At 50.7% G+C, this 24149-nt stretch carries 14 protein-coding genes; 7 read left to right on the top strand and 7 right to left on the bottom strand.

What is annotated here, in order from left to right; translation table 11 throughout:
• Positions 1–295 precede the first annotated feature (295 nt).
• Together blaOXA and mgsA are read left to right on the top strand one after the other, a co-directional pair.
• On the top strand, positions 296–1180 hold the full coding sequence (blaOXA, locus tag H6F93_RS21150) for a class D beta-lactamase (RefSeq protein ID WP_199313872.1): 885 nt from the start codon (positions 296–298) through the stop codon (positions 1178–1180).
• Positions 1181–1260: 80 nt separating this feature from the next.
• Positions 1261–2628: a methylglyoxal synthase gene (gene mgsA, locus H6F93_RS21155; RefSeq protein ID WP_190645814.1), complete on the top strand. Its 1368-nt coding sequence runs from the start codon at positions 1261–1263 to the stop codon at positions 2626–2628.
• Positions 2629–2651: 23 nt separating this feature from the next.
• Here the strand turns inward: mgsA and H6F93_RS21160 are convergent, their stop codons facing one another.
• Complete coding sequence (locus tag H6F93_RS21160) at positions 2652–5855, bottom strand: ATP-binding protein (protein WP_190684950.1); 3204 nt, start codon at positions 5853–5855, stop codon at positions 2652–2654.
• A gap of 391 nt (positions 5856–6246) precedes the next feature.
• Here H6F93_RS21160 and H6F93_RS33440 point away from each other — a divergent pair, with 391 nt between their 5' ends.
• The gene (locus H6F93_RS33440; RefSeq protein ID WP_199313873.1) at positions 6247–10002 is read left to right on the top strand and encodes a hybrid sensor histidine kinase/response regulator; all 3756 of its coding nucleotides are present in this window, start codon (positions 6247–6249) and stop codon (positions 10000–10002) included.
• A gap of 35 nt (positions 10003–10037) precedes the next feature.
• Positions 10038–10607: an alpha/beta hydrolase gene (locus tag H6F93_RS21185; RefSeq protein WP_190684953.1), complete on the top strand. Its 570-nt coding sequence runs from the start codon at positions 10038–10040 to the stop codon at positions 10605–10607.
• A 179-nt stretch (positions 10608–10786) separates the two neighbouring features.
• On the opposite strand, the gene H6F93_RS21190 is transcribed toward H6F93_RS21185, so the two are convergent.
• The 3 genes from H6F93_RS21190 to H6F93_RS21200 form a co-directional block, all read right to left on the bottom strand.
• A complete protein-coding gene (locus H6F93_RS21190) occupies positions 10787–10987 on the bottom strand; it encodes a hypothetical protein (protein ID WP_190645810.1) in 201 nt (66 codons plus the stop codon).
• Positions 10988–11106: 119 nt separating this feature from the next.
• Positions 11107–12207 (bottom strand): low-complexity tail membrane protein, encoded by a 1101-nt coding sequence (locus H6F93_RS21195; RefSeq protein ID WP_190684960.1) that lies wholly within the window; start codon positions 12205–12207, stop codon positions 11107–11109.
• Positions 12208–12273: 66 nt separating this feature from the next.
• The gene (locus H6F93_RS21200; RefSeq protein WP_524537990.1) at positions 12274–13107 is read right to left on the bottom strand and encodes a M23 family metallopeptidase; all 834 of its coding nucleotides are present in this window, start codon (positions 13105–13107) and stop codon (positions 12274–12276) included.
• A 357-nt stretch (positions 13108–13464) separates the two neighbouring features.
• Here H6F93_RS21200 and H6F93_RS21205 point away from each other — a divergent pair, with 357 nt between their 5' ends.
• The 3 genes from H6F93_RS21205 (at position 13465) to H6F93_RS21215 (ending at position 18622) form a co-directional block, all read left to right on the top strand.
• Positions 13465–14484: an aldo/keto reductase gene (locus tag H6F93_RS21205; RefSeq protein ID WP_190684963.1), complete on the top strand. Its 1020-nt coding sequence runs from the start codon at positions 13465–13467 to the stop codon at positions 14482–14484.
• Positions 14485–14617: 133 nt separating this feature from the next.
• Positions 14618–17212 carry an adenylate/guanylate cyclase domain-containing protein gene (locus H6F93_RS21210; RefSeq protein WP_199313876.1) on the top strand — a complete coding sequence of 865 codons (2595 nt, stop codon included), beginning with the start codon at positions 14618–14620 and terminating at the stop codon, positions 17210–17212.
• A gap of 345 nt (positions 17213–17557) precedes the next feature.
• Positions 17558–18622 (top strand): hypothetical protein, encoded by a 1065-nt coding sequence (locus tag H6F93_RS21215; protein ID WP_190684971.1) that lies wholly within the window; start codon positions 17558–17560, stop codon positions 18620–18622.
• Positions 18623–18768: 146 nt separating this feature from the next.
• On the opposite strand, the gene H6F93_RS21220 is transcribed toward H6F93_RS21215, so the two are convergent.
• The 3 genes from H6F93_RS21220 to H6F93_RS21230 form a co-directional block, all read right to left on the bottom strand.
• Positions 18769–20730 carry a PAS domain-containing sensor histidine kinase gene (locus H6F93_RS21220; RefSeq protein WP_190684974.1) on the bottom strand — a complete coding sequence of 654 codons (1962 nt, stop codon included), beginning with the start codon at positions 20728–20730 and terminating at the stop codon, positions 18769–18771.
• Positions 20730–23288 (bottom strand): EAL domain-containing protein, encoded by a 2559-nt coding sequence (locus tag H6F93_RS21225; protein WP_190684978.1) that lies wholly within the window; start codon positions 23286–23288, stop codon positions 20730–20732. Before H6F93_RS21225 ends, H6F93_RS21220 begins: the two co-directional genes overlap by 1 nt.
• Before the next feature lie 140 nt (positions 23289–23428).
• Positions 23429–24097, bottom strand: coding sequence for an N-acetylmannosamine-6-phosphate 2-epimerase (locus H6F93_RS21230; protein WP_190684982.1), 669 nt, complete (start codon positions 24095–24097; stop codon positions 23429–23431).
• Between the last annotated feature and the right edge of the window lie 52 nt (positions 24098–24149).

The raw sequence follows: 24149 nt of genomic DNA on the forward strand, positions 1-24149 counted from the left end.
ACTGCTGTTTTGATAGCGAGTTTTTAATTCCTCACGACTGAGGTGTTTTGCCAGTGTAATTGTACGTCCCATCCTTCTATCTTATAGTGTTACTCCACAGCCGGATTCCGTATAAGGCATTTCGGGGAAAGGAAACCCCTGCACAACTGACGGTGTTTCAGTAGGGGCGAACGGCTGTTTGCCCTAACAGGCGTGTTCTCGAAAATCCCTCAAATCTGAGCCTGAGTTTCTGGAACTATCTGACCCTGGGGTGTATCCCTACGGGTTCTCAGAAGCAGTTCTATCAAGAAGCATCATGCATCAAGCTAGAAAGATTCTGTCTAGAAAATGGCGATCGCTCCTCCTGCTTGCTCTAGCGAGCCTGCTTGCCCTCCTGATGGGAGGACACCTTAACGGCAATCAGGCTGCCTTCGCAGGGGTGTCAGGAGCGCAGGTAGAAGAAGTGGCGATCGCCCAGGTTGATCTATCACAACCCTTTGAGCAGCTTGGGATAGAAGGTTCTGTGCTGCTCTACGACCAGAACGCAAATCAATTCTATGAACACAATCCCACCCGCAACACAACAGCCTTTTTCCCTTTGTCCACGTTCAAGATTTTGAATGCGCTCGTCTCTTTGGAGACGGGTGTAATCCGCGATGACGTAACCGTTCTGACCTGGGACGGGATCGAGCGTGAATTTCCAAGTTGGAACCGCGACACCAATCTCCGCCAAGGGTTCAAAGATTCAACCATCTGGTTTTATCAAGTCCTGGCTCGCAAAGTTGGACATGAGCGAATGCAGGATTTTGTGAATCAGGTTGAGTATGGCAATCGCGACATCGGAACAGTCGAAGCGATCGATCGATTTTGGTTAGAAGGTCCGCTGCGAGTCACCCCCCATCAGCAAATAGAGTTTTTGCAAAAACTCTATCGAAACGAGTTGCCGTTCTCCCAACGCACTATTGATTTGGTCAAAGACATCATGGTAGTCGAGCGCACTCCAGACTATGTACTGCGCGGCAAAACGGGCTTGGACACCATCACCACGGGCTGGCCAAAGCTGGGCTGGTTTGTCGGTTATTTAGAACAAAACAATAACGTCTACTTCTTTGCGACCAACATCGCCACGCAAGACGAAGATGACTTTCCTGCCCGCATCGAAGTGACGCGGCGCAGTCTTCAAGCGTTAGGGTTGTTTTGATTTGGGGAAAGGGGAAAAGGGTGTGTTTTCCCCTTTCCCCTACGATTAGTAGTTAAATTGAGAGAAAATCCCTGCTTTATATGCCTCCAACGATTGCTCTGATTGCCCACGACCGCAAAAAAAGCGATATGGTGGCGTTTGCTCAGAAGTATGTGTATCTTCTGTCTCGCTACCGACTCATTGCTACCGGCACGACAGGAGAAAGGGTTCAGGCTGGGACGGATTTAACGGTCGAATGTAAGCTGTCTGGACCGTTGGGTGGGGATGCTCAGATTGCGGCTGAGGTGACGACAGGGGATGTCGCTGCGGTGATTTTTTTGATTGATCCGCTCTATGCTCAGCCCCACGAACCTGATATTCGCGCCCTGCTGCGGATCTGTGAGGTGCATAATGTTTTGTTTGCGACCAATCTGGCAACTGCCGAGGCGATCGCTTCTCAACTCTCTAACACCAAGAATGCTTTTCTAATTTTCAATCCGGTTGCGGGTCAGAGCAATCCCGTGGAGGCGTTGTCCCAAATCCGAGAATTGTTGCAGCCACACATGCTGCTGACGGTTCACACCACGACTCCAGAAGACGACGTTAAGCAGGTCGCGCAGGAGGCGATCGCCGCTGGAGCCGACATGATTTTGGCTTCGGGAGGCGACGGCACCATCTCTGCGGCGGCGGCTGGGGTGATTGGCACAGGCGTTCCTTTGGGTGTGATTCCAAGGGGCACAGCCAACGCTTTCTCCGTTGCATTGGGAATTCCTAGAGCCGTGCAGGGAGCCTGCCAGACAATTTTGTCTGGGCTAACGCGCACTGTAGATGCAGCCCGCTGTAACGGTGCGCCGATGATTTTGCTGGCTGGAATTGGGTTTGAGGCAGAAACGATTGACCGGGCCAATCGCGACCTGAAAAATCGCCTGGGCGTCTTGGCTTACATTCTGGCAGGGGTGCAGCAATTTGGGCAGCAGGAGCAATTTCTTGCCCAAATTGACGTTAGTGGCACCGTCAGCGAGTGTCAAGCAGGAGCAATCACCATTGCTAACGTTGCGCCTCCGACTTCTGTGTTAGCTCAAGGCTTTGGGCAGGTGCTTGTGGATGATGGGCTGCTAGATGTGACGATCAGCACTGCAAATACTCGGCTCCAGGCGATCGACACGATGCTGAATTTGTTTGGCTCCGCGCTGATCAAAACTGCTACCAATCGGGAAGACATTATCTGTCTGCGAACCCAACGACTCACGGTAACGACTGACCCACCCCAAAAGGTTGTAGTTGATGGAGAAATTATTGGCACCACACCCGTTGAGATTGAGTGTATTCCACAAGGACTGCTGGTGTTTGCCCCGCCCGTAGCAGTGGCACCTACTCAGGAAGAAGTCGCTGCCGAAGTTGAGGGGGAAATTGCGGCTATTGAGGATGCAGTTGAGCAAGAGAAAAAGGATGAAGCGGGAGAAGGATGAAGGATAAGGGCTAAAACGAATCTTCAGCTTTCTTGGTTGAAAGTCCGATCGCCAATTTTTAACGCCGCGATCGCTTTGATTAATTCTTCTGGTTCAACAGGTTTTGCGAGGTGCTGTTGAAACCCTGCTGTCAGGGCTTGTTGCTGATTCAGTTCTCCTGCGTAGGCAGTGAGGGCGATCGCTGGAATGTTGCCACCTTGCTCGGGTGGTAGGCTTCTCACCTGCTTGAGCAATGCGTAGCCGTCCATGTCCGGCATTCCAATGTCGCTCAACAGTAGGTCTGGTTTGGTGTGTGTCAGTGTGTGTAGTGCTGCTTCTGCGGATGCCACTGCAATCACCTCGGCTCCAGCCTGCTCTAATACAAACACGAAGAAAGTACGGGTGTCCGTGTCGTCATCGACTAGCAAAACGCGCAGCGACTTCAAAGGATGAGGGACGAAGGATGAAGGATGATGGGGATCGGTTGCATCCTTTATCCCTGCCTCCTCATCCTTCAGCAGCGGTAGCCGGACGGTAAAGGTCGATCCCTGCTCTTCTCCGGGGCTGGCTACCGTGATCGTGCCACCGTGCAGTTCAACCAGGTGATGGGCGATCGCCAATCCCAGTCCCAGTCCCCCAAATTGTCGCGTGGTTGCTCCATCAGCCTGACGAAAGGCATCAAACACATGAGGCAGGAAGTCGGGAGTAATTCCTTTGCCCGTGTCGATGACGGTGATCTGAGCGTAATTCGTCCTTTGTCCTTGGGGATCTGTTTTGAATTGCTGACCTTTCACCCCTGGCCCGTGACCCATGACTAATGACAGCCTCACCTCAACTTGTCCGCCTGGAGGCGTGAATTTGACGGCATTGGAGAGCAAATTCCAAATGACCTGCTGCAAGCGACCCGGATCGCCAGAAACCTTACCAACGGTTGGGTCAAGCACAGCCTGAAGGTTAATCGACTTTGTGGTTGCCGCTAGCTGAACCGTTTCAATTGCGGCTTGAATGGTTGTTGCTAGATCGACCGGGATGTTGTCCAGCCGCAGTTTGCCCTGGAGAATGCGGGAAACATCCAGCAGGTCTTCGATCAGTTGGGTTTGCAGTTTGGCATTGCGCTCAATGGTTTCCAGGGCGCGGTCGGTGGTTGCGGCATCAAATGAGCGCGATCGCAGCAGTTTCGACCAGCCCAAGATGGGGTTCAGCGGGGTTCGCAATTCATGGGAAAGAACGGCTAAAAACTCATCTTTAATTCGATTTGCGGCTTCTGCGTTTGCTCGGGCCGTTTGCTCGGCGGTCAGGCTACGGGCAAGTTCGAGCTGCGCTTGATGCTGTTTGGTCACGTCGCGGATCGTAACAATTGCCAGAATGACTTTTCCTTGTTTATCTTGTACGGGAGTGCCGCTGTAGCTGCCAATCCAGGTTTTGCCAGTATCTCGACGACGAACCTGAATTTCATAGTTGGAGAAGGTTTCACCGTTGAGCGCTCTAGCGATCGGCCACTGCTCTACGGAGACAAAGTTGCCCTGCAAATCATGCACCTCAAAGGTGTCTGGAAGCTCTTGCAGGTGCCGCCGGACTTGCTCGACGGTGTCATACTCATGCAGGGCAAGCGCTGCTGGATTAAATGTCAACATGTTGCCTTGCGGGTCAGCAATCACTAACCCCTCAGTCATATTGTTTAGGATTGCTTCAAGCTGACCCACACTTGTCTCTAATTGATGCAGCAATTGTTCGCGCTCGGCTTCAGCTTGTTTGCGATCGCTAATATCTAGAAATGCTGCGACTGAGCCTCTAACCTGTCCTTGCTCATCAAGCAAAGGTTTGGCATAACCAAACAAGCTAAAGCGACTTCCATCTCCTCGGACAATATCGACCTCTGTTCCTTTGATTTCTACATTGTGCAGGGCGGCATAGCGCAAGGGAAATTCATTGGGCGTGAGTTCGCGTCCTTCCTGAATGATTTTGTAGGACGGAGGCGGAGCATCAGCGGGGGTGTAAGAAACATTGGCATCTGGGATACTTCCCAACATTTTGGCAAAGGCTGGGTTGGCTTTGACCTGCCTAAATGCTGGATCTTGGGTAATCAATACGCCAATTGGAATCACTTCAAACAGCGTTTGCAAATCCTGGTTGAGGCTGGCGATCGACTGTTCACGAGCGGCGATCGCCGCTGCCATCTCGTCAAAGGCGCGTGCCAAATGCCCCAGCTCTCCTGTATCATCAGCTAGTTCAGTGCGGGCGCTAAGGTCGCCACTTTGGAGCTTTTGAGCAGTTTGTACGAGGGATTGCACTTTGCGGGTGAGAAAAATATCTCCCCCAAACCAGGCAGCCGTCAGCGCCAAAACAGTGACGCATCCTAGCCCAACCAGATTTTCCACGAGCAGTTGGTTAGCTTCTGCAAAAGCAACGTTTCTGGGCACTCCAATTCTGATATGGACATCTTGATCAAAAGAGCCATGAGAGCCATTACCCAATGTGGTAAATGCATAAAGCTGCTCAACCCCATCTAAACTAGTGGCTTCAGTCGTACCCTCGCGCTGAGCCAAAATCCTTTGGGTGATAGGAGCATTCGGGACAGACTTGCCGACCCAATCTTGTGAATCTGGGTAGCGAACTAAAATCGTTCCGTTGCGGTCGGTTACGGTAACGGTCGAGCCTTCTGGTAACTCTGCTTCGGCAGCTAATCGATCCATCCAGTCCAGATCTAATGCTGCACTGACGATCGCCCTTACTTTCCCCGATTCATCTAAAATGGGATAGCCAAAATTGAGCGTAGACTTACCTGTAATTCGCTCTACCTGATATTCGCCGATGGCAAAGTCACGATTAGCAAGCGCAAGACGAAAGTAAGCGCGATCGGCTACGCTAATCGACTGTGTTGTTGCAGGGGCACTACAAGTTAAGTTACCTGCTGCATCTGCTACCACAAAACCTGCGTAAGAACGATATTGCTTTAATAGATTAGCCAGCAGTTGGTTACAGGCTTCGGTATCTAGTTCATGAATTGCAGGTACTTGCGAAAGCGCGATCAACAATTGTCGTGCCCCCTCAATTGCTTGACGCTGACTAGCAGCCGTAGACTTTGTCAGTCGCAGCAGGCTTTCCTGGGCGTTTCTAGCCGCGCTCTGTCGTTGAGTATTAGCCGTATGCAGAATTAGCCCTAGTGCTGGAATGACTGCCAGAAGAACGAGCAGAATTAGGCGCAGACGGAGGCTAGATAAGCAGGGACGACGGAACCAGGAGTGCATGATGGGCTTGCTCGACTTCCACTGGCTGAACTCAGTCTGCGATCGCTCTCATTCATTTCAACTTTATTTCAACGATTGCCCTTTCACCATTCCCTCAGGTGACCGTTAATTCTTACCGTTCTAACTTTAAAGAGGAGTAAATCCGATGGGAAAATAGTATACCTTCTTCAATAAGGATTGTGAGGGCTAGTTTAATCTTTCATTAAACTACAGCTTGCCTGACTCTCTGGGTAGAAGACTTTTCTCACTAAAACGCAGGAAATTTCAAACAGGGCTTCTGTACCCTGATTGACCTTGTATTGACTTCTCCATAACGTTTATAACTAAAGGGGCGGTTTTAGGACAACTGACAGGCAGCCTTTGAAAGACTGCTAAACCTGTAATCTAAAAGATGAATGCCAACTCCGAGCATATCTTTATTGGTGACAGCGAGATGGCGGCACTCATGCAGTCCCGTTTTGCAAGTGCCGAGAACGTCACTAATGGCTCGTCAGTGTCCATTGGAGCGATCGCAACTTGGTCGCCAAGCTTCAAGACAGCCCTAAATATTTTGCTTAATGCTTGCTCTCCAATGTTTCTGGTTTGGGGAAGCGATCGCCTTTTGTTTTATAACGATGCCTACTCTTTGCTGTTGCGGGCAAACGACCAGCCGATTCTCGTCGGTCAACCTATCAGCAACAGTTGGAATGAAAATTGGCGGCAAATCCAAGCTGATGTTGAGCAAGTGTTTGCTACAGGGCAGCCCCGACGCTGTGAAAATCAACCCTTTCCGGGCGATTGCTCTGGTAGACAGTGTCATTACACCTGGTCTTATAGCCCTCTTTGGAATGAAGCAGGTCAAATAGATGGAGTATTTGCCACGGGGTGTAGAGTTTTAGTCGAAGATAGCCTGCCTACCCCCAGCAACCCTACCCCCCAAGACCTGGAAGAAGCGCTATACCGCCGAGAAGAGCAACTGCGGCTCGTGACCAACGCCGTTCCGGCTTTGATTGCCTACGTGGACAAAGACCATTACTACCGATTTAACAACCAAACCTATGAAGCCTGGTTTGGACAACGTCCCTCAGACCTGACGGGCAAGCACATTCTTGAGGTGTTGGGTGAGGCGGCTTACAAAACTGTGCTTCCTTACATAGAGCAAGCACTCTCAGGACAGCGAGTTAGTTTTGAGAGCCAAATTTCTTACCAGACGGGCGGCACTCGCTACGTTAGCGCGGGTTATGTTCCTCACGTCAATAGTCAGGGGGCTGTAGAGGGCTTTTTCAGCCTGGTGAGTGACATTACCGATCGCAAACGAGTAGAGGAGGCTCTGCGAGAGAGTGAAGCGCAAATTCAACTCGCCGTTCAGATTGGTCGGCTAGGAAGTTGGCGCTATGACCCGGCTACCAACCTGGTTGAACTGGACAAGCGAATGCGTGAAATTTGGGGAGAACCAGAGGATGCGGTTTTCCTTCCCCTATCAACCGTTCTAGAACGAATTCACCCTCAGGACCAGGAACGAGTGGTAAGCGCTATAAGCCATGCTCTTTCCCCAACCTCTTCAGGTGCTTACGAAATTGATTATCGGATCTTGGTAGGCGATGGCATTGAGCGGTGGATTTCAGCGAATGGGCAGGTTCAGTTTGACGGAGAGGGAGCATCCCGACAGCCAGTAGAATTCATTGGCACTGCGATCGACATCACTAATCGCAAGCAAACTGAAATGGCTCTGATTGCTCAAGAACAGCGTTATCGCTACATTTTTGAAGCAGTCAGCATTTCAATTTGGGAAGAAGATTTTTCTCAAGTCAGAGCGGCGATCGCCCACCTTAAAGCGTCTGGAGTTAAAGATTTTCGGCAATACTTCACAGACCGTCCGGAGTTTGTCCAGCAGGCTATTGCAATGGTGCATCTGCGAGATGTCAATCAAGCAACGCTGCGACTGTTTAGGGCACAAAGCAAAGCAGAACTGTTGAATTCTTTATATCAGATTTTCACACCCGAAGCTGAAGCAATCTTTGTAGAAGAGCTGCTGGCTATTGCGGATGAGAAACCCTCCTACGCTGCCGAAACCGTTCTGCAAACTCTGCAGGGCGATCGCTTTCCCGTTTGGTTTACCATCGCTTTCCCGCCTGCCTCGGCAGCCTATGACCGAGTGCTGGTTTCCCTGGTGGATATTAGCGATCGGGTCTACGCTGAAGCGGCTCTGCGCGAAAGTGAGTCCCGCTTTCGGGGTGTGGTCGAATCCAACATGGTTGGGATTCTCTTTTGGGATGCATCTGGCTGCATCACCGCTGGCAACGAAATGGCAGTGCAGATGTTGGGCTACAGCCAGGAAGAACTGCAATCAGGACAGGTGCAGTGGCAAAACATTACTCCTCTTGAGTTTCACGAAATTGATGCAGCCATGCAGGCACAACTGCTGGCAGATGGCGTATGTCCTCCCTTTGAAAAAGCTTACATCCGCAAAGATGGCACTCAGGTGCCCATCCTAATTGGCGGAGCCTTGTTGCCCGGTTATAGCGATCGCGGCGTTGCTTACTTCATCGATATCGCCGACCGCAAACAGGTCGAGAATGCTCTGCGTCAAAGCGAAGAACGCTATCGATATTTGGCTGAATCGATTCCCCAACTGGTCTGGACGGCAAATGCCGAAGGAATTTTGTTGGATATCAATCAGCGCTGGATGGACTATACGGGGCTAACCCTAGAGCAGGCTCAAATTGAAGGATGGCAAGCGGTCATTCATCCTGATGATATAGCTGAACTCACCCACGATTGGGCAGCCGCGCAACAGAACGACACCCACTATCAGGCAGAAGGGCGAATGCGACGAGCCGATGGAGTCTATCGCTGGCATTTGCATCAGGCGGTGCCGTTGAAAGATGCTCAGGGCAAAATTCTCAAATGGTTTGGCACTGCAACCGATATCGAAGAGCAGAAACAATTGCAGCAAGAACGGGAATATCTCCTGCAACGGGAACAAGCAGCCCGTGCCGAAGCAGAATCCGCCAACCGCGTTAAAGATGAGTTTTTGGCAGTGCTGTCCCATGAGTTGCGATCGCCCCTCAACCCTATTCTCGGTTGGTCGAGACTGCTGCAAGATGGCAAACTTGACGAGACAAAAGCCAAACACGCTCTAGCAACGATCGAGCGCAATGCCAAACTGCAAGCAGAACTAATCGAAGATTTGCTCGATGTTTCTCGAATTTTGCGCGGCAAGCTCAGTCTGGCAGTTAGCCCAGTCAATTTAGCAGCCACCATTCGAGCGGCGATCGAAACTGTGCGTCTCGCCGCAGAAGCTAAATCCATTCGCATAGAGTCAGATCTGGCTCCCACCACTCAAGCCGCAGGTGATGCAACACGTTTGCAGCAAGTGATGTGGAACCTCCTCTCCAACGCCGTCAAATTCACGCCTCCAGGCGGACTAGTGAAAGTGAGACTAGAGCAAGTTGAGAGCGATAGAGAGGCTCAAATTACCATTACCGACACGGGCAAAGGAATTGACCCCAGCTTCCTTCCCTATATCTTTGACTACTTTCGGCAGGCAGATAGTGCAACTACGCGGCAGTTTGGCGGGTTAGGACTGGGATTGGCGATCGTGCGGCACCTGATTGAACTGCATGGTGGCACCATTCAAGCCGAAAGCAAAGGGGAAGGACTAGGAGCTACTTTTATCGTTAGGCTACCGCTTTTAAAGGACGAGAATGAAGGGATGAATGAAACCGATCCCCTTCATCCCTCATCCTTCATCCCTCATCCCCTAGCCCACGTTTGCGTTTTGCTAGTAGATGATGATACCGATACCCGTGAACTTGTTGAGTTTCTGCTAGAACAGGCTGGTGCAAAGGTGACAGCCGTCACGACCGCAGGAGAAGCACTGTCAATATTGAAGCGTTCGCCACCCGATGTCTTGTTGAGCGACATTGGTATGCCAGATATGGATGGCTATATGCTGATGCGCCAGGTGCGAACATTACCCCCAGAGCAAGGTGGACAGGTCAAGGCGATCGCCCTCACGGCCTATGCAGGTGATTTCAACCAGCAACAGGCGCTAGCCGCAGGATTTCAACAGCACATGTCCAAACCAATTGACCCCGAAATGTTAGTCAAGGCGATCGCAGCCCTCACTGGAACTTTACCGAATCGATATCATCAGGATAGATAAGGGAAAACACTAATTTGCAGTTCGCTGCACGGGTCATGCGCTTAAATTCGTTGATTACAAAACTGTCGCTGATTTTAGGAATTGGCGTTTCTGTGCCGCTGTGGGCAACAGGAGCGATAGCCGCCGAACGGGTTGTTCTTAAATACAGCGTTTTGAGACAGTCGGTTTCTGTCGCTGAACTGACCACGCTCGCTGAAACGGGAGAAACGTCGCGATCGCTGCGTCGCTATTTGCGGTTAGCGGGCAAACAGCCTGAAGAAGTGCGCCAGACCTTAACCGAAGAAGCACAAGTAAACGTGGTTTTGGTCGATCGCGGGTTGAACAATCCAATCGGCGATACTGTGCTTGACCAAGTGGGTGAAGCCATTTATCCGCCATCCGGTGAAGCTAGCCGCGAGGCATTGCGATCGGCTCTGGTCCTTTCAGCCAGTGATGACGACCGGATTAGCTTAATCGAAGTGATTCAAAACTACCCGACTGATGAGGTGGTGGTTGATGGCGATCGCCTCGTTGCAGCCTATGGTCAGCTTCAAGCGATTCAAGAACGCTTTGGCGGACTTCTGGAAGGTGGGCTAGAAGGCGTGTTCGATAATATTCAGTTTTGAGAAGCTTGAGAAGATCAAAAGCTCTGCCTCCTGAAAGTACAAGAAGCAGAGCTTTATAAACAATATTTGTAACAGACTGGAGACAATACAGTCTGTATCTGAAGCTGCACAGCCTGGAGCGTAAATGGGCACACTCCAAACTATGCAGCTCTAAAGGGAATTGGGATAAGGTCGGAACCTCAATAAGCCAAAGTCTCTAAAGTTTCGCGCAAGTATCGACGCACAAGCTGATCTTGGCTGAGTGGCGGATGCCGCTCGTCGCTACGCTCAGTTTGCCAGCGCTTGAACCCAGAACTGGAGGCGATCGCCCGCTTTAAGCTATCCCAGACCTGTTCATCTCCAGGGGACTGTATACCAGAAGGGAAAGAAGTAATAGCCATAGAAGTTTCAGGAATGGTGCAAGGATTTAGGGGAAATGAAATTTCCCTTAATCACAGCATAGCGTAGTCAATCTATTTGACTGTGTTGAGCTACACGGTTGGGCAAATTAGTGCAAAATTCATGAATGAGGATGCTCAGATGTCAATTCTGAAGGAGCGTCTGATTCGACATCTGGCTGAGCATCGGGTTGACCGTCGGGCTGAATGTCTTGCGATTCCCATGCCAGCATTTCTTCTATCACTTCCTCTGCTGCCTGTTCTTCAATCACCGAAGCAGCTTCAGCCTCCGGTGCGATCGCCTCTTCACTGTCTGAAAGCTCAACCGCAGTAACCGCTTCTGCCTCTGCTGGATCAGGGAATGGCTGATCGACTGAAGCCGTCTGAGCCTCTGAGGGCGACGTTTCTAATTCCTGATCTGGAATGGGTGCAACTTCCGCTTCGACGGTGACGGCCTCATCTACAGCCACTTGGTTTTCCGCCGGTTGGGTTTCTGCAATTTCGGCTGTGGCAGTTTCTTCGCCTGTAGGAACTAATGCTGCGACGGTTGCCGCATCTGAAGCGATCGCCTCTGCAACAGGTGTTTTCTCTGTCTCCGCAGCCGCTTCAGGCTTAGCAACGGCTACGGGTTGTGGAGGGGGGGCGATCGCAGGCAAAATCTGCTTGACGCGCAACCCCAAGACGGTAAAATCTTGCCCAACTCGCTCTAAGGGATAGGGTTCCGCAGCGGCAAACTTAGTTTCACCCGCTAACAGCACCCGCACAACGCTCAAGGGAACTTGCAAAAACAGATTGCAGCCCAGAAAAGCGATCGCTGCTACCAGCAACCCGACCAGCCGCCCAGAGAAGGGGGTTACTTCTGCCGCGAGTGGGGCAAGTTTGTAGAGTTGCCAGAGGATGATTGTCAGAAGGATTGGGGCGATCACAGTCAACACCCGCACTTCTTGAGACTTGAAGAAACGCAGCATTCGCCGCTCCTCATCACTGAGTTGGGCAGGCTGAATGGCGATCGCCAGTAGACTAAAAATGTAAAAGGGGCGCTGCCACTGCATCCAAAAAATGGGTGCAATTCCCACCACGGCAACAAATCCTAGCTCCAGCACCGCAGGCAGGAGAGGATCACCCGCCGCTAGTCCTAACAAACAAATTTCCAAAAAAATCGGTAGCGCAGCAATACCCGCCAGGTGAATCCACAGGTAAGGATCAGACCAAAAAGAACGCATACCCAATCTGCATCAGAGGCAACACTGTCATAGTAATCGGGAATGGGGATCGTAGATCAATCAGGTCTACTGAACCCGATTAGAAGCCGCAGTTTGCTGTTCTGAATACATAGCCCGCAGCACCAGCGCCGGGTCAACCCAGTTATCGTTATATTTCAGTCCCCAGTGCAGGTGAGGTCCGGTCGTCCGTCCCGTCATGCCGACTCGACCAATGCGCGCCCCAGCCAGCACTTCTCGCCCTTCCCAAATCTGCAAACCGCCTTCTCGGTCAATCATGTAGCGCCCCTGGCTATTGGACTCAACATGTCCCTGCATGTGGCAGTAGATGTGCAGCCAGCTTCCAGACTCCACCACGACCGAAGTGCCACAGTTACTGTCGTCCGTCACTTCAACGACGGTACCTGACCACCAGTTGCGAATGTAGCTGCCAGAGGGGGCCGCCATGTCTAAGCCGTAGTGAAATTCCTGGCTGTAGCCACCCATTGGAGACGAGCGATAGCCAAATGGAGACGTGTACTCCTGAAATCCTTCTAGCGGAAAGGAAGCCCCTTGCCACTGGTTTACTGCCATCGCACTGGGATCAATTTGAGCGACTTCCTGTGGATTCACCGCCTCAGCACCCGCATCGATCGCCAAAGTTTCCCTTTCTGATTCAGATGAAGCAGCATCCGCATCCGGTTTTGCCTCTGCATCGGTACGCACCTCTGCGTCGAGGGGAGGATCGACCGCCACATCTGGAGCAGCCTCTCGAACCAGATCTGAAAGACCATTGCCAGGTACATGGCTGAGATCGAGCGCCCCGCCAATTTCCTGGTGCGTTTCTAGAACAACCAGCGCTGTCAGACCCAGCCCAAACAACAGCAGCAATTTCCCAAACCGAACAGAATTCTTTTGCATCATTAACAGCGCGACTTCTTGTGATTCCTCAGGAGTAAATGACTAAGAACGGGGGATCAAGTAACACTTCTTACTGGTTTACACAAACGCGGCGTTTGATAAAAGTCCTTGCATTGATCAGGACATCTGCCAAATACCTCGTCTTTATGAAATCTCGAACCTAACTTATGTTCCTAGACGCGCAAGCTAACTTTGCTGCTGTGCCGGGTGAAGAAAAATATTCAAGTCTAAAGATACTAGATTAATTGCAGAAATGTGTGACTGTTAAAAAAATTCCTGGTTCCCTATCAATTTCCTACATCGCCCGCTTTTGTGGAAACGGGATACCTTATAGGAGTGTAGCGTTAACAAAACTTCACGATGAATCCACCTGATTCTCGCAGGCTGCAATTTACTCCGGAGTTAAACATTTGCCGCATTCTCAATGGCATGTGGCAGGTGTCGGGGGCACATGGCGCGATCGCTCCCCAACGAGCGGTCCAGAGTATGTTCGATTACTTTGATGCAGGCTTTACCACCTGGGACCTAGCAGATCACTACGGCCCGGCTGAGGATTTTATCGGTGAGTTTAGACGACAGATTTCTGCAACGCGCGGTACGGCAGTCTTGCTTAGCCTGCAAGCGTTTACCAAATGGGTGCCACGCCCTGAACGCATGACCCGCAACCTGGTTGAGGAAAACGTTGACATCTCACTGCGGCGAATGGATGTGCCATCCCTAGACCTGCTCCAGTTTCATTGGTGGGAATATCGCAACAAAAGCTATCTGGATGCGCTCAAATACCTCACAGAACTGCAAAACGAGGGCAAAATCAAGCGCCTGGCCCTAACCAACTTTGACACAGAGCATTTACAAACTGTTCTAGAAAACGACATTCCAATTGTCTCCAACCAGGTGCAATTTTCTCTGATCGATCGCCGTCCCCTGGTTCGTATGGTACCGTTTTGTCAGAAGCACCACGTTAAGCTGCTTGCCTACGGCACAGTCTGTGGGGGGCTATTGTCGGAGCGTTATTTGGGGCAGCCCGAGCCCGAGCGAAGCTCACTCGATACGGCTTCGTTGAGAAAGTACAAGAACATGATCGATGTGTGGGGTGGTTGGGAGTTATTTCAAAGCCTGCTCTCGGCACTCCAGCTTATTGCCCAAAAGCACGGGGTGAGCATCGCCAACATCGCAACGCGTTGCGTTTTAGATCAGCCAACGGTAGCAGGTGTGATTGTGGGGGCACGGTTAGGTGTGTCAGACCATTTGCAGGACAATGCTAGAGTTTTTGACCTGACGCTAGACGAGGACGATCGCTCCCAAATTGATGCTGTACTCAGACAATCCCGCGACCTATACCAACTGATTGGCGACTGCGGCGATGAATATAGGAGATAGCAGTCGATAGCAAGGCGATAACTGCCTGTATAGCTATCTCCTGTATAACTATATGTAACGGTGTGTCTCCCAATTTGCATTCAATGTTTCCTTAATTCGGGGCAACACTACACCCCTACTAGCGGCCATGACCATGACTACTCCTGGCACTTCTCCTGGCAGCATGTTGGCAGCCTTGTCACAGGGCGATCGCAAAGGCGATCTCACCCGCCGCGTTAAGGATCTTCCCGTTCCTCAATTTGCTAGCCTGCTCGAACAAATTACAAGAGAGTTTGAGCATTTTCTCAGGGCGATCGAAATGATCAACAACGAAGCCCTGGAAACGATGCTGGAGCAAATCCTGGAGGCATTCACACTGAAAATCGGGCAGATTTTGCAAGCCGATCGCACTACCATCTTTCTGGTTGACGAAGAAAGGGAGCAGCTCTGGTCAAAGATTGCCCAGGGCGAAGGCGAGAAATCTTTAGAAATTCGGGTGCCGCTGAATGTTGGCATTGCCGGACACGTCGCCGCAACCGGGAAATGCCTCAACATTGCCGACGTTTACAGCCATCCCCTATTCAACCGGGATGTTGATCGGCAGACGGGCTATCGCACCCGCAACGTCCTCTGCATGCCGATTTTTAGCACCAAAAATCGCGTCGTTGCCGTCGTGCAACTGATGAACAAGGCAGGCAGTGAACCGTTTGATTCTGATGACGAACGTCAGTTTCGCGAGTTTGCCTCGTCGATTGGCATTATTCTAGAAAGCTGCAACTCCTTCTACATTGCCGCCCGAAATCAGAAAGGCGTAGCGGCTCTGCTAAAAGCCACCTCCTGTCTGGCACAAAGCCTGGATCTAGAAAAAACCCTACGAGCCGTGATGGATGAAGCTCGTGGACTCATGCAGGCTGACCGCAGCACCTTGTTTCTGCTCGATCGAGAACAGGGGCAACTTTGGTCAAAGGTGGAAACCGCTGATGGCAGCACGCTGATGGAGATTCGCATTCCAGCAGACCGAGGCATTGCAGGCTATGTTGCTTCCACTGGGCAAGCGCTGAACATTCCGAATGCTTACGAAGATCCGCGCTTTGATCCGTCTACTGACAAACGCACGGGCTACCGCACCCGCAACATTCTCTGTATGCCCGTCTACAACTCAGAAGGAGTGCTGATTGGTGTCACTCAACTGATTAACAAGCACCAGGGCAGCTTTACCAGTTCCGACGAAGAATTCATGCGGGCGTTCAACATTCAGGCGGGAATCGCACTGGAAAACGCTCAACTATTTGAAAGCGTGTTGCTAGAAAAGCAGTACCAAAAAGATATGCTGCAAAGCTTGTCGGATGCCGTAATCTCGACCGACATGCAGGGCAGAATTGTCACCATTAATGACGCAGCACTGGAGCTATTGGGCTGTCCGCGCCAGAAGGAAGGCGATCGCCACCAAGAAAATTTTTGGATAGAGCAGCTTGTCGGTCGTCTGGTTTGGGAAGTAGTGCCGATTGACAATCTGCAAATGCGGGTTGAGGACAGCCTTAAACTTGGCGCAAAGCATTACGTCCCTGAACAAAGCCTGACAGTTGGGTTATTTGTCAACCAGCCAGACGATCCTGCCGACCGGAATGGCAATGGAAGTGGGGCAGGAATGTATGCAATGGCAATGCGCGATCGCCACAACTCCAACAGCTTCCTTCCCTGGAATCTGACGACAGCCAAAAGCAAAGCGCATCCCATCTCCCCCATTCCTCAAGAACAGGTGCGAGAAATAGAGCGCAGCATTAACTTAACCGTCAATCCCTTGACCAATCCAGAAGGCACCGTCCGAGGTGGTCTGGTGGTGCTGGAAGACATTAGCCAGGAAAAGCGGATGAAAGCGACGATGTACCGCTACATGACGCCTGGAGTAGCAGAGCGAGTCATGGCCTTGGGCGAAGATGCGCTGATGGTCGGTGAACGCAAAGAAGTCACCATCCTATTTTCTGACATTCGCGGCTACACCTCCCTCACCGAAAAGATGGAAGCGGCAGAGGTCGTCTCGCTGCTAAACAACTACTTTGAAACGATGGTAGAAGCGGTCTTTAACTATGAAGGCACGCTCGACAAATTCATCGGTGATGCCCTGATGGCGGTATTTGGTGCGCCGCTGCCATTGACCGAAAACCATGCCTGGATGTCTGTACAGTCGGCGCTGGATATGCGGCGGCGGTTAGCAGAATTTAACCAAAATCGCCGGATTAAGCATCAGCCTCAAATCCGCATCGGCATCGGCATCAGTTCTGGAGAAGTCGTATCGGGCAACATCGGCTCCCAAAAGCGGATGGATTATACCGTCATTGGCGATGGTGTAGACATCAGCTCTCGCCTAGAAGGAGTCACCAAGGAATATGGCTGTGACATCATTCTGAGCGAGTACACCTACGGGCTATGTCGAGAACACATCGTCGTGCGAGAGCTAGACCGAATTCGAGTCAAAGGTAAGACGAAGCCGATCAGCATCTACGAGTTGATTGGCGATCGCCACCATACCCTCGACGATCAGACCCATGAGTTCCTGGCGCTCTATGAGCAGGGACGGTCAGCCTACACAGAGATGAACTTTCAGCAGGCGATTCGCTGCTTTGAGAAAGCGCAGCGCTTGCAGCAAGACGACCGGGCGATCGCGGTCCACCTAGAGCGCGCCAATGCTTACCTAATCAGCCCGCCCCCTACTGCCTGGGATGGTGTCCACACCATGACTACAAAATAGTCAGAATTTCTTAGACCTCCAACGTGAACGGTAGCGCGGTTGAGCCGTGCTACTTGTTTATGCTCAAAAATGAATTGGTACAAAAGGGCTCCTGTGTTGCGTGCAATTACGGTGTGTTGCGAATTCAGCCAAATGGCTCAACTCATTGCACAACAATGAGGCATAGATTATTACGTAGCCCTCTGTGAAATTTCGTAGATCTGCGAAATTTCTTAAGTAGGTCTAGGTACGCTTACCTGGACGCTACTTATTCTGTCGCAGCATTTATTCTGTTGCCACATTTTTAGATCATCTACTCCATCGGTGTGTTTCGCAGCCTTTGCTCTTTAAGCCTGGATATCTTCAATGGAGAAAAGCGTGCTACTAGAATATGTACCCATCTATACCCCCTATCGGGATAACACACCCGTGGAAAGCCTGACTAATCTATGGGCATCTTGCTATACAACCGATCTATCCATACTCTCTTCAGAGACAGGGCAAGAAGCAGTTGTAACCCTCGTCAAAACTTCTTCTCCAACGGGACGCAGCCAAACGGTTAAGCAGCTAAAACGAGTGCTGCAACTCAACTGTGAACGAGCAGGAATTCAGACTAATACGCTCTTCTCTTACATTCCCAATGTAGTCAACCTCAGCGATGCCCAGCGAATTGCCACTGCTGCAACGCGACTTTACACACAGGTTCTAGACTTTTACGAGCAGCAGTCACCGTCGCCTTCGTCGTTTGTGCTGATGCCGTCGTTGGGCATTCAGGCGATCGCACAACTATTAGAAGAACTTGAACCCTCCCTACAAGAATTGCGGCTTCAGCACTTTGCTGCAAAAGACCCAAGGGCGATCGGCTTCTTGAGTACGCAGTTTCATTTCACCACTCAATTTTTGCTGAGCAGACTCACCCCCACCGAGCAATTACTGCTCTCGCCTTACTTCAGGTTTCTTGAAGAGCAAGTTTGCATTCCCTGGAAGCGCGTCTGTCAAGCAGCTGCGGGATACACTGTGCAGTCTCCCAGTTTGGCTCTAGTTCGACAAATGTTGCCCTACAGTCATGACATTGCCGTTGCTGTATTTCAACGTGCCTTTGAGATAAACCCGCATTATCAAAGTCGGCGGGGAACGTTGAGCGACCCGGGCATTATGACATCTAGCATTCGCGACATGCAGATGTTTCAGGGCTACCTCTGGCTTTCCATTCTTGAAGGCAGCACAACATCAATTGAAGAAGAGCTAGTGCCTCTGTGCATGATGGTTTATCCAACCGTTGGTGTCTCCTGGAATCTAGCTCACCAGGGAGTCCAACTTTTGCTCGAAGAGATTCAAGCCCGGATACAGTCTGAGTATCTTGAAATTTTGCTGCCCTATGCTCAAGCAATGCAATTTTCCTTTGCAGAGCTTTTGCAGAAGGACGTTTAATATTGAATCCGCTTACAGGGTAGGGATATCGGTAGGGACGCACCGCAGTGCGTCCTTACAGAAATTGCTGTAAGTTGCAGAGTTTATGCCCGAATGCTTTCGCCCCCTACACAAAGATAGTGTCTCTTTACAAAGTGGATTCCGTATTAGTTAGGCTGTTGCAGCGGCAACACAATCGTAAATGTTGAGCCTTGTCCAGGCACGCTACTGGCAGTAATAGTGCCACCGTGCCGCTCAGCTATTTTTCGGCAGATTGCTAGCCCAATTCCTGTACCTTCGTACTCGCTGGAACTGTGCAAACGTTGAAACACGGTGAAAATTCGATCAGTATAATTCTGAGCAAAGCCAATTCCATTGTCGGTAACGATAATTTGGCACCGGGCATTCTGTAGAGGATTGGAACCATCCGGACACGCAGAGTTGAAGATCTGACTGCGAATCAGAACGATGGGTGGAACGTCAGGTTGGTGAAACTTAAGGGCATTGCTAAGCAAGTTTTGCAGCAGTTGGCGCATTTGTAGCGGATCTGCATCAATGGTGGGCAGTTCTTCTACGGTTATCTGTGCTTTTACCCGTTGAATTTGAATTTCCAGGTCAGACAAAACTTCTTGAATCACTTCGTTAAGGTTAACTTTGACGAAGGGTTTTGCTCTGGTCGTGATGCGAGAGACAGACAACAGGTCGTTGATCAGGACTTGCATTCGCCTAGCAGCGGTTTGCATTCGCTCCAGGTAATCTTGCCCTTCGTGGGTGAGGGCTTGGCTGTATTGGCTCTTGAGCCGATCGCCAAATGCCTGAATCTTTCGCAACGGCTCCTGTAAATCATGAGAGGCGATCGCCGCAAAATCTTCTAATTCTTGATTGCTCTGCTGCAGTCGAGTGGTGAATTGCCGTAACTCTGCCTCAGTTTGCCTGCGTTCCGTGATGTCTCGAACATTGCACTGAATCACCTGCCTGCTGCCCGCCTGATAGACATTGCTGATAAACTCTACCTCAATGTGCCGCCCGTAGCGTGTCCGTAGCAGCAAATTGTCGTAGCGTAGGTCGCCTTGCTCTATCAGCGTTTGGAAAGTCTGTTGTCCTTCTGCCTCAGAAACGAAACCAATTTCCCATAGTTTCTTCCCGACTAGCTCCTGGTAGGCATAGCCTAGCAACTTGAGAAGCGATGGGTTTGCATCTGTGATGCTGCCATTCTCAGGCGCAACAACCAGAATGCCATCCTGAGCGCTTTCAAATAGCCGCCGGTAAAGGGTCTCAGAGGCGGTCAGATTGACTTCTGCCTGTTTGCGCTCGGTTACGTCTGTCACCATCACGAGGGTGCTAACGAATTTGCCATCTTCGTTAAACATGGGGGTGGCTGAGACGATTGCCCACAGAGAATCTCCAGTGCGGCAGCGAAACCGCAAGTCGTGCTGCCCTCTCAGACCATGCTGTTTGGCAAACGGAACGGCGATCGCTGTGCGGGCTTCGTCATCGACAAAGTCCAGCAGCGAACGGCCCAGCATCTCTGCCACAGAATAGCCCAGCATGTCGCCCATCTGCTGATTGACGTAGCTCGTTTTGCCCTCAACGTCAAACAACCAGATCCCTTCCTGCGTGGTGGCAACGATGCGTTGAAACAGGTTTCTATCAGTTTGCAGTCCTGCTTCAATCTGTTTGAACTCGGTAATGTCTTCTACTACGACCCCAACACACTGATTGGGCATGGGAAATGCGGTGAGCGACAGCACGGTCTGAATTTTTTGGCGGTTTCGGTAGCGAACTTCGCCCAGGCTCCTAGTTTGCGCAGAGCGAATGACCTCGCCATAGAAATCAGCAGGTTCGATGCCCAAAAAAGCTGGAAAGGGAGCCGCGATCGCCTCACACAACAATTGGTCTAGCGGCATCTCCAGAATTTCGCTCATTACCGAATTAGCCGTGATGAGCTGAAAACTATTAGGATCATCCAGATTTTTTAGGTGCCAAATGATCAAACCAACTGGTACACAATTGACAATATCGCGGCTCAGATTTTGGGAATTGCTCAAATCTTCATCACCGCTCAGATCCAAATGATCGCCCAGATGGGCTTTAGCACGATTGGTATAGAACGATGTCTCTTCTGCCATTACAGGTTGCAGTGACTCGTGTCCTGCCCCAGATTTGTGATGCCAATTCCTAGCTGCGATTGCGCTGCAATGACCCGTTCGGCGGCTTGGCTATCGAGCGGCTTTGAGAATAAGTATCCCTGTCCATACTCACATTTGAGCGATCGCAGTTGTGCCAGTTGCTTAAGAGTTTCTACCCCCTCTGCAACTACATCCATACCTAGATTCCAGGCAAGGGTAATGATGGTGCGAACGATCGCCAACTGTTCGCCGTCTGCATCTACTTTTTTAATAAAAGACCGATCAATTTTCAAAGTATCGATTGGAAAACGATGCAGATAGCTGAGCGAAGAATAGCCCGTACCAAAGTCATCCATTGAAAGCTGAATTCCTAGCGATCGCACTTGTGCCAGTAAGTCTGCAGCTGATTCTAAGTTTTCCATCAGTGCACTTTCGGTAATCTCAAGTCGTAAGGATCGAGTATCCAGATGCGTATCTTGCAAAACTCGTTCGATTTGGCGAATCAAGCGCGGTGTGAATTGTTTGCTTGATAGGTTCACGCTCAATGACAAAGGCAGTTTCATCGGAAACTCAGCGTGCCAAACCTGCATTTGACGGCAGGCTTCTCGCAAAACCCAATCTCCAATTGGAATAATTAGCCCCGTCTCTTCCGCTATGGGAATGAATTCGATCGGAGAAATGAAACCACGAGTGGGATGTTGCCAACGCAATAGCGCCTCAAACCCAACCACACAGCGGGTTTTGAGCGAAACAATAGGTTGGTAATAAAGCTGAAATTCTTGGCGATCGCCCGTTAACTGATCAGCCGCGATCGCCCGCCGCAGGTCAGTCTCCAGATGCAGGAGGGCTAACGCTCGAACATGCATTCCGGTATTGAATATCTCGTATCGCGCCCTGCCCTGAGCTTTCGCCCGATACATAGCGGTATCTGCATCGCGCAGCAGATCTTCTGGCAATTCATACCCTGTTTCACTCAGAGCAATGCCAATGCTGGCGCTGGTGAACACTTCATGCCCGTTCAGGCTAAACGGTAACGTGAGTTCTTGCTGCACCCGATCTGCAATGGTGGTAACGCTGTTGACATCATTGATATCTTCTAGCAAGATCACAAATTCATCGCCGCCTAACCTGGCAACCGTGTCAGTGGGGCGGAGACAGTCACACAGTCGCTGGGCGATCGCCATCAGCAACTCGTCGCCTAGCATGTGACCCAAGCTATCGTTGATCACTTTAAAGCGATCAACATCGATAAACAAAACGGCAAACTGATAGCTGGAATCACGCTTCGCCATTTGGACAACCTGCTTGAGCCGGTCAGTCAGCAGGGCACGGTTTGGCAAACCTGTCAGTGCATCATAAAAAGCATCGTGTAAAAGCTGCTCTTCTGCCTGTTTGTGAGTTGTGATGTCAGTTTGAGAGCCTGCAATGCGGGTCGCCTTACCCTTGGCATCGCGTACTGCCAACCCTCGGCTCAGCATCCAGCGATAGGTGCCATCCCGATGCAGCATTTGATGTTCATTTTCAAAGTGAGGCGTTAGCCCGTCTAAATGAGCTGCAATTTTGACCTTGACCCAATCTAGATCTTCTGGATGAACCCGTTCAAACCACTCGTCTAGCTGGTTTGTGATCTCCTCATCAAGATATCCCAGCATTGATTTCCATCGAGGTGAAAAATAGATCTCGCTGGTTTTAAGGTTCCAGTCCCAAATGCCGTCATTTGCGCCTCGTACGGCTAGAGCATAGCGCTCTTCACTCTCTCGCAACGCTGCTTCAGACTGTTTGCGATCGCTCACATCTGTTTGCAAGCCGACAAAGTAAGTGAGTTCGCCTTGTGAGTCAAAAACTGGGTTGACGCTAAGTTCGTTCCAAAAGGGAGTGCCGTCTTTACGGTAGTTGAGCAAAACACAGGTATGAGGACAAGCCTGAGCGATCGCCTCTCGCAACTGTTGCAGGGTTGTTACATCTGTCTCTTTGCCCTGTAGGAAGCGGCAATTGGATCCCAGTACCTCTTCCTGGGTGTAACCTGTGACAGCTGTAAAGCCTGGATTTGCAAAAATAATTGGATTGTTAGGCTGTTTGGGGTCTGTAATCACGACGCCCGTTGTGATGTTGGCGATCGCAGAAGCGAGTCGGCTATTTTCCTGCAGTGCCTGACGCAATTTTTCGAATGTGTGAGTTCGCTCAATGGCATGGGAAATGGCTCGTTCTAGCCCCGTTGCATCAATTTGTCCTTTGATTAAATAATCGGCTGCACCTGCTTTCATAGCAGCAACGTCACTTCGGGAATCTCCTTGCCCTGTCAACAAAATAATGGGTGCTTTGCAACCGTCAGCAGTGGCTTGCTCCAATAGCTCCACTCCATTTTTGATGCCCAAGCGAAAATCAACAAGATAAACATCGTGCTGATTTTTGCTCATGATTTCTAAGGCATTGTCATAGTTGCGAATCCACTCAACTTCAAACTTCTTTTCTTGGATGTCACGGAAAAGGTTTGAGGTAATGATGTAATCGTCCTCGTCGTCCTCCACCAGGAGAACTTTGGTTGTAGCGTTATCCATCGGTGGATGTTATTTAAGGCACATTGTGAGTGTCCTTATGATGCCCTTAATTTGGGCTAAATGACTCTTTGGTAGAGGTGTAAAAGCTAACATTCTGTAAAGCTTTACCCTGTCCTGTGGAGATGCAATGAATCGCATTTTTACTGGAAACTAAGCGCTTCACAATAAGCCTTAACTTGAGCATCAATGCCTGTGATTGCTGTGCCTACCACGACTGCATAGGCTCCTAAGTCCAAAGCCTGCTTGGCCATAGCGGCAGAAGCAATGCCGCCTTCGCAGATTACAGGAACTGATAGTTCATCGACCATCTGTTTCAACAGGTCGAAGCCAGGAGGGGGCAAATGGCGAGTTTGTTGGGTGTAGCCGTAAAGGGTTGTACCAACCAGGTCGGCACCCGCAGCGGCGGCGGCGATCGCACTCTCTAACGTATCAACATCTGCCATCACGAGTTTTCCTAGATTGTGGATGAAGTCAATCAGGGAAGCAACGGTTTCTCCACCGGGACGCGCTCTGAGGGTAGCATCAATGGCAATGATATCTGCGCCTGCCTGGGCGATCGCTTTTGCCTGCTCAGCTTGAGGGGTAATGTAGACTTCAGACCCCTCAAACTGTCGCTTCCAGAGTCCGATAATCGGAACTGAAGTGCGTTGTCGGACCGCTTGAACATGGGCTGGAGTGTCAATTCGCAAGCCTGCTGCCCCTTGGTTAACGGCTGCCTGGGCGATCGCTGCAATCACCATCGGGTCATGTAACGGGGAGTCAACGGGAGCCTGGCAGGAGACTATCAGTTTGTGCTGGAGGGATTGCATGAGCTAAGAACTGGAACTGTTCCAAGTATGTTTTTTGCATGTGCGTCGCACA

The organism is Leptolyngbya sp. FACHB-671, from assembly GCF_014695745.1.
Taxonomy (GTDB): Bacteria; Cyanobacteriota; Cyanobacteriia; order Elainellales; family Elainellaceae; genus JAAUTN01.